A 14,408-nucleotide genomic window follows, 5' to 3' on the forward strand; every position below is an offset into this window, starting at 1 on the left:
TAGCTGACCATGACATCTCGCACTCCAACTTTCGACCGCCGCCGACGCATTTTCACCGCCGCGGTTGCTTTAAGCCTGTTGTCGGTCACAGCCTGCACCGGCGGGGGAACAACGCCTGGCGCAACGGCCGCACCCGAATCTTCGAGTCCCACGGCGACACCGACCGCCACTCCCACCCCAACAGCGAGCTACAAACCCGCCGACGCCTCGGGCAGGGCCCAAAACGTCCCAGTTCCCGTGTTGCCGGAAGCAGCGAAGGCGGAGACGAAGGAAGGTTTAGAAGAGTTCGCGCGGTACTGGTTTCAATTGCTTAGTTACGGCTATGAGACCGGCGACGTGTCGCGGCTGGTGAATATCACAAGTCCCGGTTGCCGGGCGTGCGATCGGGCGAAGACAGTAATTACAGGTTGGCACGAGGCCGGGCGATGGCTTGTTGGCGGCAAAACTGAAACGCCGTCGATCAGTACGACATTCGTTATTGCGCCCGATGGAAACTACCAGGTCGCTATCCAAGTCTCGCAAGGTGCCATCTCCTACTACAACGCGGACGCGACATTGCATCAAGCGGACCCGAAGCCCGAGGACACAGGCAATCTCATGCTGGCGGTCTTCCGCGATGGTGCCTGGTACGTGAACAATATTCAGCCAATAGTCGGCTAGACAAGTGAAGCCATCGTTGAGGTTCCGGTTCATAGGAGCAGCGATAATGACCGTGCTCCTGGCAGTGCAATCCATGCCGGCATTTGGCGGCAATGACCTGCCTCCTATAACCGGAGACTGGGGAGAGGACACGGTTGATATCGGAGGTTGGACGATCGATACGGGAACGGGGCGATTTGTCTGGGCTGAGCCCGGGACGGTAGTCACTGACCCCTACCAATACAAGTACGTACTTCAGTGCCACCTGGGCGGCGGCGACTTCGACACGGATTGCCTTGCCGTCCTCGTCGACTGCAAAAACGGTCCGGACGGCGAGGACGGTATTCCGGTTGTGTGGCTGAAAGCTCCGGCAGGCGTGCCGAATCCAACGTGGAGCTTCCACTCCGGGCCCACGTGTCTCTTCGATCCCAGGCCTGAGGACTTGCTTCCCCGGATCGCGGCCATGATCCAAACGGAATTCCAGCGGCTGCCAATCGCTGCAGCTTCTGTCACGGCCCAGCCCAGTCCGCACACACTGCGGGGAGCTGAGACGAACTTCTTCGCGGAGGCCGTCGAACAGCAATTCGACATCACCATCTTGGCTCAGGACGTGCACGTCGTCGCCAAGCCCGTCCAGTACACCTGGAGTTACGGCGACGGAACCTCGCTTGGGCCGCAGACGGCCGCCGGTGGACCCCTCCCGCAGGAACGCTGGGGCGAAAAGACCGCCACCAGCCACGTCTACACCCAGACCGGTGATTTCTCGGTGGTCCTGACCACCCATTTCCAGGGCACGTACTCGGTCAATGGCGGGCCGCCGCTGCCCATCCCGGGGCAAGGTCAATTGAGTTCGCCGGCGCAGACCGTGAGCGTCTGGCGTTCTATCACCCGGAACTACGCTGACGACTGCCTCCGCAACCCGCAAGGCCAGGGGTGCCCCGGCGTCGTACCTCCTGCTCCCTAGTGTCGGGCAAAGGCGCTCATCGCAGGCAAGGGCGCCGATGGCACGGGATCTACGCGCGCAACTCCCGGTCAACCCGTTCCATCCGGGCGCTCACCAGCTGACAGCGCGGATCCTGCGGCCCCATCAGTGTGGCTGCCGTTGCTGCGGCTGCCGTGTCCGCGGAGCCCATGTCGCTGGTGCACCACTGCAGCATCAACCCGGCGTCACCGCTGGCCCGGACAGACGCGCCGACCGCTTCATTCAGCTCGTCGCGCATGAACCCGATCGCGAGGTTGGTGGAACGGTTGAGGAATTTCGCCCGGTACGCCGCAAATGCCTCGGCAACGCGGCCGTCGCGCAAATGGCCGGCCACACGTGAGGCGTCCGTAACCACCCTGACGGCCGACGAGAAGCGGTAGGGGTTCGCTTCCACCACATTGCCCAGGATGTTGCGAATCCGGTGCATCTCGGTCCGGATCGCCGCAGCGGTGCCCGAGTCTCCATGGATCTCGTAGGCCAGTTCATCGGCGCTCCAGCCCTGGTTCCGGGAGGCCAGAAGGGCCAGGATCTCGGCACGGCGCAGTGTCAACGGGCGGCTGGGACCGCCGTCGAGCGCCGCAGACGGCGCGTCCCCCAGCAGCCGAAGGGTCAGCTGCGAGCGGACCCCGGCTTCGGAGCGCCCCGCAGCAGCGAACCCTGCGGACTTTCCGGGCCCGGGGCCGGCCTCACCGGGAGGGGTGGCGGATTTCAACAGCTCCTCCGCAAGCCGCACCCCACAGCGCACCAAGCGCAGACTGTCTGGCGTAACGGATTCGAACGGGCCGGAAACGTCCAGCACGCCGATCACTTCCCCCGTCAGCGGGTCGCGAATCGGAGAGGCGGTGCAGGCCCAGTCGTGATGTGTCCGCACCAGATGCTCGGCCGAGAAGAGTTGCGCGGGGGCGCCCGTCACGAGGGCTTCGCTGATGGCATTGGTGCCAACGCCCGATTCGGACCAGTCGGCCCCCTCCACGAACTCCAGGGAGTCGGCGAGTTTCAGCGCCTGCTTGCTGCCAACGCGCCACAGCACTTCGCCCTCATGATCGGTCACGATCAACAGGTGGCGCCCGGTCGCGGTCTCATCGGCCAGCAGTTGTGACAGTGCGGGCATCACGGCGGCCAGCCGGTGGCCGGCACTGAGCGAGCGTGCCTCGGAAACCTCGTGCCGGTGAATCGGGCGGTGCTGGTCCGGGTTGATGCCCAGCGCGAGCGAACGCTGCCAGGACTTGACGAGGGACGGCGACAAATGCGGGTTCGGAGTGCCGGACACCGTGGCCTCGTGCGCTTTCCTCAGGGCGCGGGCGTACTCCGCAGGCGCCGAAAACCTCAGGTCCGAGAGCTGCGTGATCGAGCGACTGCCCTGCCGCATGCTCATTGTCCCAACTCGCCCTCGCATCGTCGCGCTCGGTCAGCTACCGCCCACCCCGACCAGCGTAGGCACCGGCCAAAAGCTTGAGAGCTCTGTGTAACCCGATTGTAACCCCCTGCGGACTTTACTTGTGATGCGGGTCACTGCATGGTCTGGACGCCATGCAACGGGACCGGCCCACAGTTAGCAACGGAAAGAGGAAACATGCCTGAGACTCCAAACGGCGTGGTCGAGGCGTGGCTGGCGCAGTTCGATGAGGCGCTGCGCAGCCACAACACCGATGACGTGCTTGAGCTATTCGACGACGATTCGTACTGGCGCGACTTCGTCTCCTTCACCTGGAACCTCAAGACCCTTGAAGGCAAAGAAGACATCCGGCGCATGCTGGATGCCACCCTGGACGATGTGCAGCCAAGCAACTGGACGCTGGCCGAGGACGCCACCGGGGACGCTGCCAACGCCGAGGCCTGGGTGAACTTCGAGACCGCCCAGGCCCGGGGCTACGCCCATCTGCGCCTCCGGAACGGCAAATGCTGGACGCTGCTCACCACCATGCAGGAGCTCAAGGGCTTCGAGGAAACTAAGGGCGTCAACCGGGAGAAAGGGGTCGCCCACGAGATCACCAAGGGCCGCAAGTCGTGGCTGGAGCTGAAAGAAGAGCAGGAAGCCCGGCTCGGCTACGAGGACCAGCCGTACACCGTCATTATCGGCGGCGGCCAGGGCGGGATCGGGCTGGGCGCACGGCTGCGCCGGCTCGGCGTGCCCACCATCATCATCGAGAAAAATGACCGCCCGGGCGACTCCTGGCGCAACCGCTACAAGTCCCTGCACCTCCACGACCCTGTCTGGTACGACCACCTGCCCTACATCAAGTTCCCCGACGACTGGCCGGTTTTCGCGGCCAAGGACAAGATCGGCGACTGGCTGGAAAACTACACACGGATCATGGAACTGAACTACTGGTCCAAGACCGAATGCACCAACGCTCGTTTCGACGAGGCCTCGCAGGAGTGGGTGGTGGAGGTGGTGCGCGACGGCGAACCGGTCACCTTGCGCCCCAAGCAGCTCGTCTTCGCCCTGGGTGTCTCGGGGTATCCGAGCGTTCCCGCGTTCGACGGCGCCGACTCTTTCCTGGGGGAGCAGTACCACTCGTCCAAGCATCCGGGCGGCGGAGACTGGACCGGGAAGAAAGCCGTGGTCATCGGCTCCAACAACTCGGCCCACGATATCTGCGCCGACCTCTGGGAACACGGCGCGGACGTCACCATGGTCCAGCGGTCCTCCACGCACATCGCCCGCAGTGAATCCCTTATGGACCTGGCCCTCGGCGGCCTGTACTCCGAGCAGGCGCTCGCCAATGGGGTCACCACGGAGAAAGCGGATTTGCTGTTCGCCTCGCTGCCGTACCGGATCCTGCCCGAAGCCCAGATCCCGGTCTATGCGGAGATGGCCGAGCGGGACGCAGAGTTTTACTCCCAGCTGGAGGCCGCTGGCTTTGACCTGGACTTCGGCGTGGACGGCTCCGGCCTGTTCCTCAAGTACCTGCGGCGCGGTTCCGGCTACTACATCGATGTCGGCGCCTCGCAGCTGATCATCGACGGGCGGGTCAAGCTGGCCAATGGCGAGGTCGGCAAGATCACCGGGAACGCCGTCGTGATGGCCAACGGGACCGAGCTGGAAGCGGACGCCATCATCTACGCCACCGGTTATGGGTCGATGAACGGTTGGCTGGCCGATCTGGTCTCACCCGAAGTGGCCGACGCCGTCGGGAAGTGCTGGGGCTTTGGCTCCGACACCCCCAAGGACCCGGGGCCGTGGGAAGGCGAACTGCGCAATATGTGGAAACCCACCAACGTGGACAATCTGTGGATCCACGGCGGCAATTTGCACCAAAGCCGCCACTACTCCAACTATCTGGCACTGCAGCTCAAGGCCAGGATGGAGGGGCTGCCGACGCCGGTCTTCGATCGCCAGCCCACGCACCACACGCGCTGACCTGGACGGGCCGTGACAATCACAGCCCTGGGAACCACACTGGGGGTGACGGCCCCCTTGTGAGAATCCAACGACATGCCGTGGATGCGCCTGACCGGGCGCATCCACGGCCCGTAATGCGAAGGAACAAATCACCATGAAAGCAGCACGATTCCATGCCCGTGAAGACCTCCGGATCGAAGACATTCCGGAGCCGGAGCTGCGCCCCGGGACGGTGAAGATCACCGTCGCCTGGTGCGGGATCTGCGGGACTGACCTCCACGAGTTCCTGGAAGGGCCGATCTTCACGCCGCCGCCCGGCCACCCCCACCCGATTTCCCACGAGGAAGCGCCCGTCACCCTGGGTCATGAGTTCTCGGGCACTGTCGAGGAACTGGGGGAGGGAGTGACCGGGCTCGCCGTCGGCGACAGCGTGGTGGTGGAACCCTATATCGTCTGCAATGAATGCGGCCCGTGCCTCAGCGGCCACTACAACCTGTGCACCAAACTCGGCTTCATCGGCCTGGCGGGCGGCGGCGGGGGCCTGAGTGAGAAGGTCGTCGTGGACACCCGGTGGGTCCACCCCGTCGGTGACATCCCGCTGGACGAAGCCGCCCTCATTGAACCCCTCGCGGTGGCCTATCACGCCGTCGGCCGGAGCGACGTCAAAGCCGGGGACGTCGCCGTCGTCGGCGGTGCGGGCCCCATTGGTCTGCTGACCGCCGCGGTCCTCAAGGGCCTCGGCGTCACCACGATCGTCACTGAGCTGTCGGCGGCCCGGAAGGACAAAGCGGTTTCCTCGGGAGTCGCGGATCATGTGCTGGACCCCAGCTCTGATGACGTCAAGGCGCGGGTGCTGGAACTGACCGAAGGCGCGGGGGCAGATGCGGCCTTTGAATGTGCCGGCGTGAATGCCGTGCTGGACACGATGCTCGACGTCGTGAAGCCGGCCGGCGTCGTCGTCAACGTATCGATCTGGGGACGTCCGGCCACCGTGGACATGCAGAAGGTCGTCCTGAAGGAGATCGACCTCCGCGGCACCATCGCCTATTGCGGCGATCACGCGGCCGCGATCAAGCTCGTCCAAGAGGGAAAAGTCGATCTGAAGCCCTTCATCACGGGAAGGATCGCCCTGGGTGATCTCGTGGACAAAGGCTTCGATACCTTGATCCACCACAACGACACCGCGGTCAAGATCATCGTCCACCCGTAGTGATCCGGGCCTCACCCGGAATAGTTGCAGGCGCCGTTCAGTTGTAGCCAGCGAACCCAATCCCTGGTGAAAGGAACTGCGCATGCTGTTTTCCCCGATGACTCTCGGCGAGCTGGAACTGCCCAACCGGCTGGTGATGGCGCCGCTTACCCGGCTCCGCTCCGGCAGGGACGGCGTTCCCGGCCCGCTGGTTGTCGAGCACTACCGGCAGCGCGCGTCCCTCGGCCTGATCGTCAGTGAGGGCACGTACCCCAGCCACGCCGGCCAGGGGTTCCCGGGCCAGCCCGGCCTGGTGACCAAGGAGCAGCTCAAGGGCTGGGCCGACGTCACCTCGGCCGTGCACGCCGAGGGCGGCCGCATCTTTGCCCAGGTGATGCACGCCGGACGCGTCACGCACGAAGACACCAACGGCGGTCGGCAGGTGGTTGCCCCCAGCGCCATCGCGATCCACGGCGAGACCCGCACCTACCAGGGGAAGAAGCCCTTCCCCGTGCCGCACGCGCTGACCACCGAGGAACTGCCGGGTATCGTCCAGGAGTTCGTCACGGCGTCCCGCAACGCGATCGATGCCGGGTTCGACGGCGTCGAGCTGCACTCCGCGAATGGCTACCTGCTGCACGAATTCCTCGCACCGTCGGCCAACCAGCGCGACGACGTCTACGGCGGCTCGCCTGCCAACCGTGCGCGCTTCGTCATTGAAGTGACGCGGGCCGTGGTGGACGCGGTGGGCGCGGACCGGGTTGGCATCCGTATCTCGCCCGAGCACAACGTCCAGGGCGCCACCGAATTTGACGCAGCCGATGTCAACGAGACCTACAAGGTTCTGGTGGATGCCGTGGCGCCCCTGAAGCTGGCCTACCTGAGCGTGCTGCACAAGGAACCCACCAGCGAGTTGGTGCAGGATCTGCGCACCCGCTTCGGCGGAACGTTCCTGCTGAACTCGGGCTTCGGCGTCATCACCACCCGCGAGGAAGCCAAGGCGCTGGTCGCGGACGGCCACGCTGACGCCGTCGTCGTCGGACGCCCGGCCATCGCCAACCCGGACCTGGTCCGCCGCTGGCGTGACGGGCTCCCCACCAACGAGCCGGACCGGTCGACGTTCTACACCGACGACGCCAAGGGTTACACGGACTACCCGGCCTACCAGAACTAGCACCAGCCGGCGGCACCCCCACCGCTGGACATGTCCCTCCTTGGCCACGAACAGTGGACAGAATGCCATTCTGTCCACTGTTCGTGTTTAGGAGTGGGCATGTCCCCTGGTGGCGCGGGTGAAAAATGGGCATATCCCGTTTAGCTGGCTAGGACCGACCTCTGGCACAGCCCGATGAATCCGCCCAGCTGCTCCAGGCCCTCGGGATGGGTGGGCAGGTAGTTGGTCAGCTCGGGCGCGCGGACGACGACGGCGCGCCACTGGCCGCGGGACACCGCCACGTTGATCCGGTTGCGTGAGAGCAGGAATTCCATCCCGCGTGGAGCTTCGGCCACCGCTGAACATGCCATGGACACGATCACAACGGCCGCCTCCTGGCCCTGGAACTTATCCACAGTTCCCACCCGGACGCCGGCCAGGGAAGCGGCATCGAGCGCTTCGCGGATCACGTTGACCTGTGCGTTGTAGGCGGCGACCACCAGGATGTCCGCCACGTCCAGCGGCCGGGTGCCCTGTTCCGCGTGCCAGCTCAGCCCCAGATGCCGGCGCACCTGGCGGACGACCTCGGCGGCCTCCTCTGCGGACGACGTGACGTTGCCGCTGTGCTCCACCATGACGGTTTCGATCCCGGCCGGCACTGATTCGAGCCGCCGGAGGTCCGCCGCCGGAGCCGAGCGCAGCTTCCCCTCATAGGAGAGTTCGGAGACGGCGCGGCACAGCTCGGAAGTCATCCGCCACGAGTCGGCCAGAAAATAGCCCAGCTCCGGCGGCAGCGTGGCATGACCGGCCGAAACCCAGCCGAGAGCTGACTCGTCCACGGGCTCGGGGTGCGCGCCCTGGCTGACCTGCGGCAACTGCTGGGGATCACCAAGCAACAGCAGGCGGCTGCTGGCCTGCGCGACGGCCAGGGTGTTGGCCAGCGAGAACTGCCCGGCCTCATCGATCACCAGCAGATCCAGGGACCCCGCCGGGACGTTGGCGCCCGTCAATGTCCACGCGGTCCCGCCGATGAGCGCCCCGCCCGGCGCGCCCAGCAGGCGTGCGACATCCTTCGCCGAGCGCTGCTCCCAGGGGAGCGGCTCCGCGTGTTTCACTTCCTTGGCGACCAGCGACGGATCGACGCCGGCCTTGGTCACAGCGGTCTTCAGCAGATTCTCCACCACCGCGTGGGACTGCCCGACGACCCCGACTTTCCACCCCCGGTGCACCAGCCGGGCGATGACATGGGATCCCACATGGGTCTTGCCGGTCCCGGGCGGACCCTGGACCGCGACATAGGAATGATCCAGCGCCCCGACGGCCTCGGCGATCGCGTCGATGAACCTGTCCGGACCCTCACCCGGCGCGGGCAGCGGCGCCCCGGCGGCAATCCGCGGCGGAACCCGGCGGATGAGATCCAGGGCCGGATGGTGCGGGAAACCGGAGGACCCTCCCTGCAGTCCCGCGGCGACGCCGGAGGCCAAAGCCGCCAGCGCGTCCTCGAGGCTTTTGGTCTGGATCGGTTGGTCCTCGGTCAGCGCGACGGGGACCTGGAAATACGGTTCGATGTTCTTGCGGAGCTTATCCCGGATGATGACGGTGTCCTTGCCGTCCTCATGGCCCAGCTCCAGGACCTCGGTGCCGAACCAGCCGTTGCGTCCTGTCCCTTTGATCCCCGTGCCCTCCAGCCCGGCCGGCAGCGGCGGCTCATACATGCGGAACCACGTACTGCCCTCACGAAGGTCCGAGCCCGGACTGACCGTACCGATCAGCTTCACCTTCCGCTCCGGAAGCTTGGCGCCGTCCTTCCACCAGTCCTCCAGCACCTCCGCGTCCTCGACGAGGAAGACGTTGCGGTCCTGCTGGTGATGCGTGTCGGGGCCGTTCTCGCAGCGGTCGAAGTGCGCCCACCAGAATGCCTTGCGTTCCCGGCGGTGATAGCTGACCGCCGCCGCTAGCATGGAAACAGCCTTCCGGTCATTTTCTGACAGCCCGACGCCGGCACCCGCCAGTCCGGCCAGCGCCACTTCCAGCGGGTCCAGGTCAGCGGCACCCAGCGCGGTGCCCGCACCGGTGTCGACTGCCTGGGTGGTTAGGGCGGAGGCGCCGCCGTCGCCGCCCGGCTTGATCCCGCGCTCCCGGGCCAGGCCCAGGAGCCAGTTCCGCAGCTCCAGTGTGGAGAGGCAATCGTATTCGTTGTAGTCGGAGATCCCCGCGAGGATGGTGGCCGCTTCCTCAGCCCGGCCGTCGTCGCGCGCGTCGCAGTAGTGGGCGTAGGCGACCACCGAGGCGCCGGCGTCCTTCACGTCCCCGGAGCGCAGATTCGTCCCCATGTAGAGCGGTTCGAGTTTCTTGATGCTGTAGGAATTCTCCGAGATCCGGATGCTGGTGAGGACCGTCTGGTAGAGATCCACCAGGAGGCCCTGGCGCAGCCACTCGTCCACGGTGTCTTCGCCGGCCACGTGCATCACGGAGAGCTTCCGGAGCGCGGTTTTCTCATACGCCGCGTAGTGGTAGACGTGCATGTCCGGGTATTCCAGCCGGCGTTTTTCCACATAGTCGAGGAAATCGAGGAAGGCCTGCTTCTCCGCCTTCCGGCTGTGCGCCCAGAACGGCCGGAACACCCCCGGGTCGCCGGGGCCCGTCGGCGCTTCGACGACCCCGAACAGATACTCCAGTCCCCACACTCCGGTCGCGCTTTCCTGCCACAGGGGATCACCCTCGAAGTCGAAGAAGATGTCGCCGGCGCTGGGCGGCGGAAGCTCGGCGAGCTTGCTTTCCGGGACCACCTTGTAGCTGATGGTGTGTTCGGTGCCGTCCTTGACGTACCGGACACCGCCGTGGGCAGCGCCAACCCCACTCTGCATCCGGGCCTGGTCCTGCAAGCGAAGCAGTGCCCCGTTCGCCCCGGGGAGCCGGGCTTCCGCGAGTTCTTTGACCGTGAAGATGTTCCGCACATGGAGTGCCTTGCGCTGTGCCGAGTTCATCCGCGCCACGAGGAGCAGGTCGTCGGTGGCCACGACCTGCTCCTGGCAGTAGTCGCAGCGGCCACAGGCGGTCAGCCCGGGCGTGCCCCACTGCACGGTGCCGGGCTGCGCCAGATGCGACGAGGTCAATACCAGGAAGCGGTCCCGCCGCTCGCGGAAGACCGGCAGGACTTCCGAAAGTTTGTGGTGGCTGCGGACATAGTCGAAGCCGCCGCCGGGGAGCGGGACCGTGGCGCCGAGGACCAGGGTCACAACCGGGGCCGGTGTTATCCCGGCCTTGAGCAGCTGATCGCCGTAGGCGGCAAGCTGGAGCAGCGCGGTCACCTTCGCATGGCGGGCCAGTTTGGTGTCGAAGACGGCGTAGCTGCCGTCGGTCTGCCTGACCAGGAAGTCGGAGCGGCCATGGAACTGGCCGTCAAAGAAAGCGGCCTGGAACACCACGTCGGCGCCGGATTGCAGGGCGTCGAGGGATTCCCGGTGCTTAGCCTGCAGGGTGGTGCGGTCCATGGTTTGTGCCGGTACGACGTCGTACACGCCGCGCCCGGAGACTCGATCCCACTGTCCGAACTCCTCGACGAAACCCTCGAGGACTTTGTGTTCGTGGCGGTCACCCAACACGGCTGCATGCTTGAGCATCTCATCGTCGGCGAAGGCAGCCTTGGGCGAGCGGCCGAGCTTCTCGTCGAGTTTGCGCAGCAGCTGGTACTCACAGCTGGCGGCCGTGACGAGGTCGCTCGCGGAGAAGACCAGGTCCTGCGCGGTACCTGCTGCTTCCGGTTCAAGAAAAAACACTGTGCCCCCGATGTTGATGCCCCGCGGATGTGACGGCTTGCCGCCCAGGACTTGCCGCTAGCGCAACCTGGCCTTGTGTCCTTCAAGCTATCAAAGCCCTCTGACAATCAAGCAGGGAGCAGGAACCGACCGCTGGTTCCCGTCGCAGGATCGGCGTAGGGTCTGAGGACCATGACCGAACAGCAACCTTACGAGCTGGTCCAGCGCTTTGCGCACTTCGAGCTGCGCCGCTATCCGTCGCACGTTGTGGCCGAAATACAGGTCAACACGACGTTTGACCGAGCCGGGAATGCTGCCTTCCGGCACCTGTTCAACTACATCAGCGGCAGCAACAAGGCCGGTCAGAAGCTGGCGATGACGGCCCCGGTGGTCCAGGAGCTCGGTCCTTCGCAGAAGCTGGCGATGACCGCCCCGGTGCTCCAGAGCGGTCCGCTGCCGGGAAGCAAAGAGACCGCTGATTTTGTGGTTGCCTTTGTGCTCCCCGCTGGCGTGACGGCGGAGACGGCCCCGGTCCCGGCGAACTCCCAGGTCAAGATCCGGACCATCCCCGGATCCCTGACGGCTGCTCTTCGGTTCTCGGGCAGCGGGTCGGAAGCTGCCTTTGAACGTCGCAACAATGGCCTCCAGGCGGCACTGGTGCTTGCCGGGCTGACGGCCGTGGGGCCGCCACGATTTGCCCGCTTTGATCCGCCGTTCAAACCGTGGTTCCTGCGCCGCAACGAGGTTGTGCAGGACGTGCAGGAGCCTTTTCCACCCTCGGGTGAGCCCGGCCCCTGACCCCGGTAAGGCAAAATGGCAGGGTGACCCAACTCCCGCAGCGCCCCGCCAGTTCAGCCTCCGCACTGCCGCCCCGGACTTTGTCCGGCCAGACCCCGGCTCCGCACACACAGGTCCCGCACACGCGGGAGTCCGGCATCGCCGCCCAGATCGCCGCCGAGCTCGGCGTCCAGGCCTGGCAGGTGAAGGCGGCCGTGGACCTGCTCGACGCCGGCTCCACCGTGCCGTTCATCGCCCGCTACCGGAAGGAAGCCACCGGGACGCTCGACGACACCCAGCTCCGCGAGCTGGACGAGCGGCTGCGCTACCTCCGCGAGCTGGAGGACCGCCGTCGGACCGTTCTGGAGGCAATCGCCGCGCAGGGTGCCCTGACTCCGGAACTGCAGGCCGCCGTCGTCGGGGCCGATACGAAGTCGCGGCTGGAGGACATTTACCTGCCGTTCAAGACCAAGCGGCGGACCAAGGCGCAGATCGCGCGCGAGGCCGGGCTGGAGCCGCTGGCCGATACCCTGCTGAAGCGGCCGGAACTGGATCCGGAACGCGAAGCCGCCCGGTACCTCAACGCCGAACACGCGATCGTCGATGCTGCCACGGCGCTCGCCGGCGCCCGCTCCATCCTGGTGGAGCGGGTCGCGCAGGACCCGGACCTGGCCGCCACGCTGCGGGAACGGCTCTGGACCCAGGGCCGGATGGTGTCCCGCGTGAAGAAGGGCAAGGACGCCGAGGGGCAGAAGTTCAAGGACTATTTCGAGTTCTCCCAGCAACCGTCCGGGATGCCCTCGCACCGCGTCCTGGCGCTGCTGCGCGGCGAGAAGGACGGGGTCCTGGAGCTGGATCTCGCCGAGGCTGAACCGAACGACGACGCCGCCCTCACCGCCGCACGCGGCCGGTACGAAGCCGCCGTGGCACGGTTCCTCGGGGTCGCCGACCGCGGCCGGCCCGCCGACGCGTGGCTGCTCCAGACCGCGCAGCTGGCCTGGCGCTCGCGGGTGTTGGCCCGGCTGACTGCAGACCTGCGGAGCCGGATGTTCGCTGCCGCCGAGGACGAAGCCGTCCGGGTCTTCGCAGCCAACCTCCGCGACGTGCTCCTCGCGGCGCCGGCCGGAAACCGCGCCACCCTGGGCCTCGACCCGGGACTGCGCACCGGGGTGAAGGTCGCGGTGGTGGACGGCACCGGCAAGGTGGTTGCGACGGACACGATCTATCCGCACGCCCCGGCCCGGAAATGGGATGAGGCGCTCCGGACGCTCGTGAACCTGGCGCGGAAGCACAACGTCGAACTCGTGGCCATCGGCAACGGCACGGCGTCGCGGGAGACCGACAAACTCGCCGCGGACCTGCTCAAGCAGCTCGCGGCGTCGGGCGCTGACGCCGACGCTTCGACCGGTGGGGCCAAACCCCAGAAAATTGTGGTCTCCGAAGCCGGCGCCTCGGTGTATTCCGCGTCGGCGCTGGCCTCCGCGGAGCTGCCCGACATGGATGTGTCCCTGCGGGGTGCCGTGTCCATCGCTCGGCGCCTGCAGGACCCGCTCGCGGAGCTCGTGAAGATCGAGCCGAAGTCGATCGGCGTCGGGCAGTACCAGCACGACGTCACCGCCGCCAAGCTCGACCGCAGCCTCGACGCCGTCGTCGAGGACTGCGTGAACGCGGTGGGCGTGGACGTCAACACCGCCTCCCCGGCGCTGCTGAGCCGGGTGGCCGGCGTCGGGCCGCTGCTGAGCGAGAACATCGTGGCGTACCGGAACGAGCACGGCCCGTTCAACAAACGCAGCGAACTGAAGAAGGTGCCCCGGCTCGGCGCCAAGGCGTTCGAACAATGCGCCGGCTTCCTTCGGATCACCGGGGGAGCGGAGCCGCTGGACGCCTCCAGTGTGCACCCGGAGGCGTACCCGGTGGCGCGGAAGATCAAAGCCGCCGCCGGCGGTAAGGGGCCGGCTGCGGGAAGCTACGCCGCCCTGAACCCGCAGGACTTCGTGGACGGGTCCTTCGGTTTGCCCACGGTGCAGGACATCATCGCCGAGCTCGAGAAGCCCGGCCGTGACCCGCGTCCGGCCTTTGCAGCGGCGACGTTCTCCGAGGGCATCGAGAAGATCTCTGACCTCAGGCCCGGGATGGTGCTGGAGGGGACCGTGACCAACGTTGCGGCGTTTGGGGCGTTCGTGGACGTCGGGGTTCATCAGGATGGCCTGGTGCACGTCTCCGCGCTGGCCAACCGCTTCGTCTCCGATCCGCGGGAAGTGGTCAAGTCCGGCCAGGTGGTGCGGGTCAAGGTGCTGGAGGCCGATCCGGACCGGAAACGGATCTCGCTGACGCTGCGGCTCGACGACGAATCGGCTGTCGCGGGCGGACCGGCGGCCGACCGGCGGGCCCCCGCCAGGCAGCCGCAAAAGCAGCCACAGAAGCAGCCACAGAGGCAGGCGCCGGTTCCGGCGTCGGCCAACACGGCGATGGCCGAGGCGTTGCGGAAGGCCGGACTTGGAAAGTAGGGCCCGGAAGCAACGCGACCGTTCATCGCGGATTTCCTACCGCTCGTCGCACAGATA

At 66.4% G+C, this 14,408-nt stretch carries 9 protein-coding genes; 7 read left to right on the top strand and 2 right to left on the bottom strand.

Annotation, left to right across the window (positions count from 1 at the left end):
- Positions 1-9 precede the first annotated feature (9 nt).
- Together AC50YC_RS08935 and AC50YC_RS08940 are read left to right on the top strand one after the other, a co-directional pair.
- Entirely contained in the window at positions 10-660 is a 651-nt protein-coding gene (locus tag AC50YC_RS08935; RefSeq protein WP_494953178.1) for a DUF6318 family protein, read from the top strand.
- A gap of 442 nt (positions 661-1,102) precedes the next feature.
- Positions 1,103-1,603 carry a PKD domain-containing protein gene (locus AC50YC_RS08940; RefSeq protein ID WP_494953179.1) on the top strand — a complete coding sequence of 167 codons (501 nt, stop codon included), beginning with the start codon at positions 1,103-1,105 and terminating at the stop codon, positions 1,601-1,603.
- A 49-nt stretch (positions 1,604-1,652) separates the two neighbouring features.
- On the opposite strand, the gene AC50YC_RS08945 is transcribed toward AC50YC_RS08940, so the two are convergent.
- Positions 1,653-2,990 carry a GAF domain-containing protein gene (locus AC50YC_RS08945; RefSeq protein ID WP_494953180.1) on the bottom strand — a complete coding sequence of 446 codons (1,338 nt, stop codon included), beginning with the start codon at positions 2,988-2,990 and terminating at the stop codon, positions 1,653-1,655.
- 204 nt (positions 2,991-3,194) lie between these two features.
- Between AC50YC_RS08945 and AC50YC_RS08950 the strand changes: the two genes are divergently transcribed.
- The 3 genes from AC50YC_RS08950 (at position 3,195) to AC50YC_RS08960 (ending at position 7,330) form a co-directional block, all read left to right on the top strand.
- A complete protein-coding gene (locus AC50YC_RS08950) occupies positions 3,195-4,985 on the top strand; it encodes an NAD(P)-binding domain-containing protein (RefSeq protein ID WP_494953181.1) in 1,791 nt (596 codons plus the stop codon).
- A gap of 136 nt (positions 4,986-5,121) precedes the next feature.
- A complete protein-coding gene (locus AC50YC_RS08955; protein ID WP_494953182.1) occupies positions 5,122-6,177 on the top strand; it encodes a 2,3-butanediol dehydrogenase in 1,056 nt (351 codons plus the stop codon).
- Positions 6,178-6,259: 82 nt separating this feature from the next.
- Complete coding sequence (locus AC50YC_RS08960) at positions 6,260-7,330, top strand: alkene reductase (RefSeq protein WP_494953183.1); 1,071 nt, start codon at positions 6,260-6,262, stop codon at positions 7,328-7,330.
- Between the two features lie 140 nt (positions 7,331-7,470).
- Here AC50YC_RS08960 and AC50YC_RS08965 read toward each other — a convergent pair whose 3' ends face one another.
- Positions 7,471-11,088, bottom strand: a complete 3,618-nt coding sequence (locus AC50YC_RS08965; protein WP_494953184.1) for a TM0106 family RecB-like putative nuclease — start codon at positions 11,086-11,088, stop codon at positions 7,471-7,473.
- A 171-nt stretch (positions 11,089-11,259) separates the two neighbouring features.
- On the opposite strand from AC50YC_RS08965, the gene AC50YC_RS08970 reads away from it, so the two are divergent.
- Together AC50YC_RS08970 and AC50YC_RS08975 are read left to right on the top strand one after the other, a co-directional pair.
- Positions 11,260-11,865, top strand: coding sequence for an SOUL family heme-binding protein (locus AC50YC_RS08970; protein WP_494953185.1), 606 nt, complete (start codon positions 11,260-11,262; stop codon positions 11,863-11,865).
- Positions 11,866-11,945: 80 nt separating this feature from the next.
- A complete protein-coding gene (locus AC50YC_RS08975) occupies positions 11,946-14,351 on the top strand; it encodes a Tex family protein (protein ID WP_494953331.1) in 2,406 nt (801 codons plus the stop codon).
- The last annotated feature ends 57 nt before the right edge of the window (positions 14,352-14,408 follow it).

It is taken from the genome of Pseudarthrobacter sp. MDT1-56 (genome assembly GCF_059383555.1).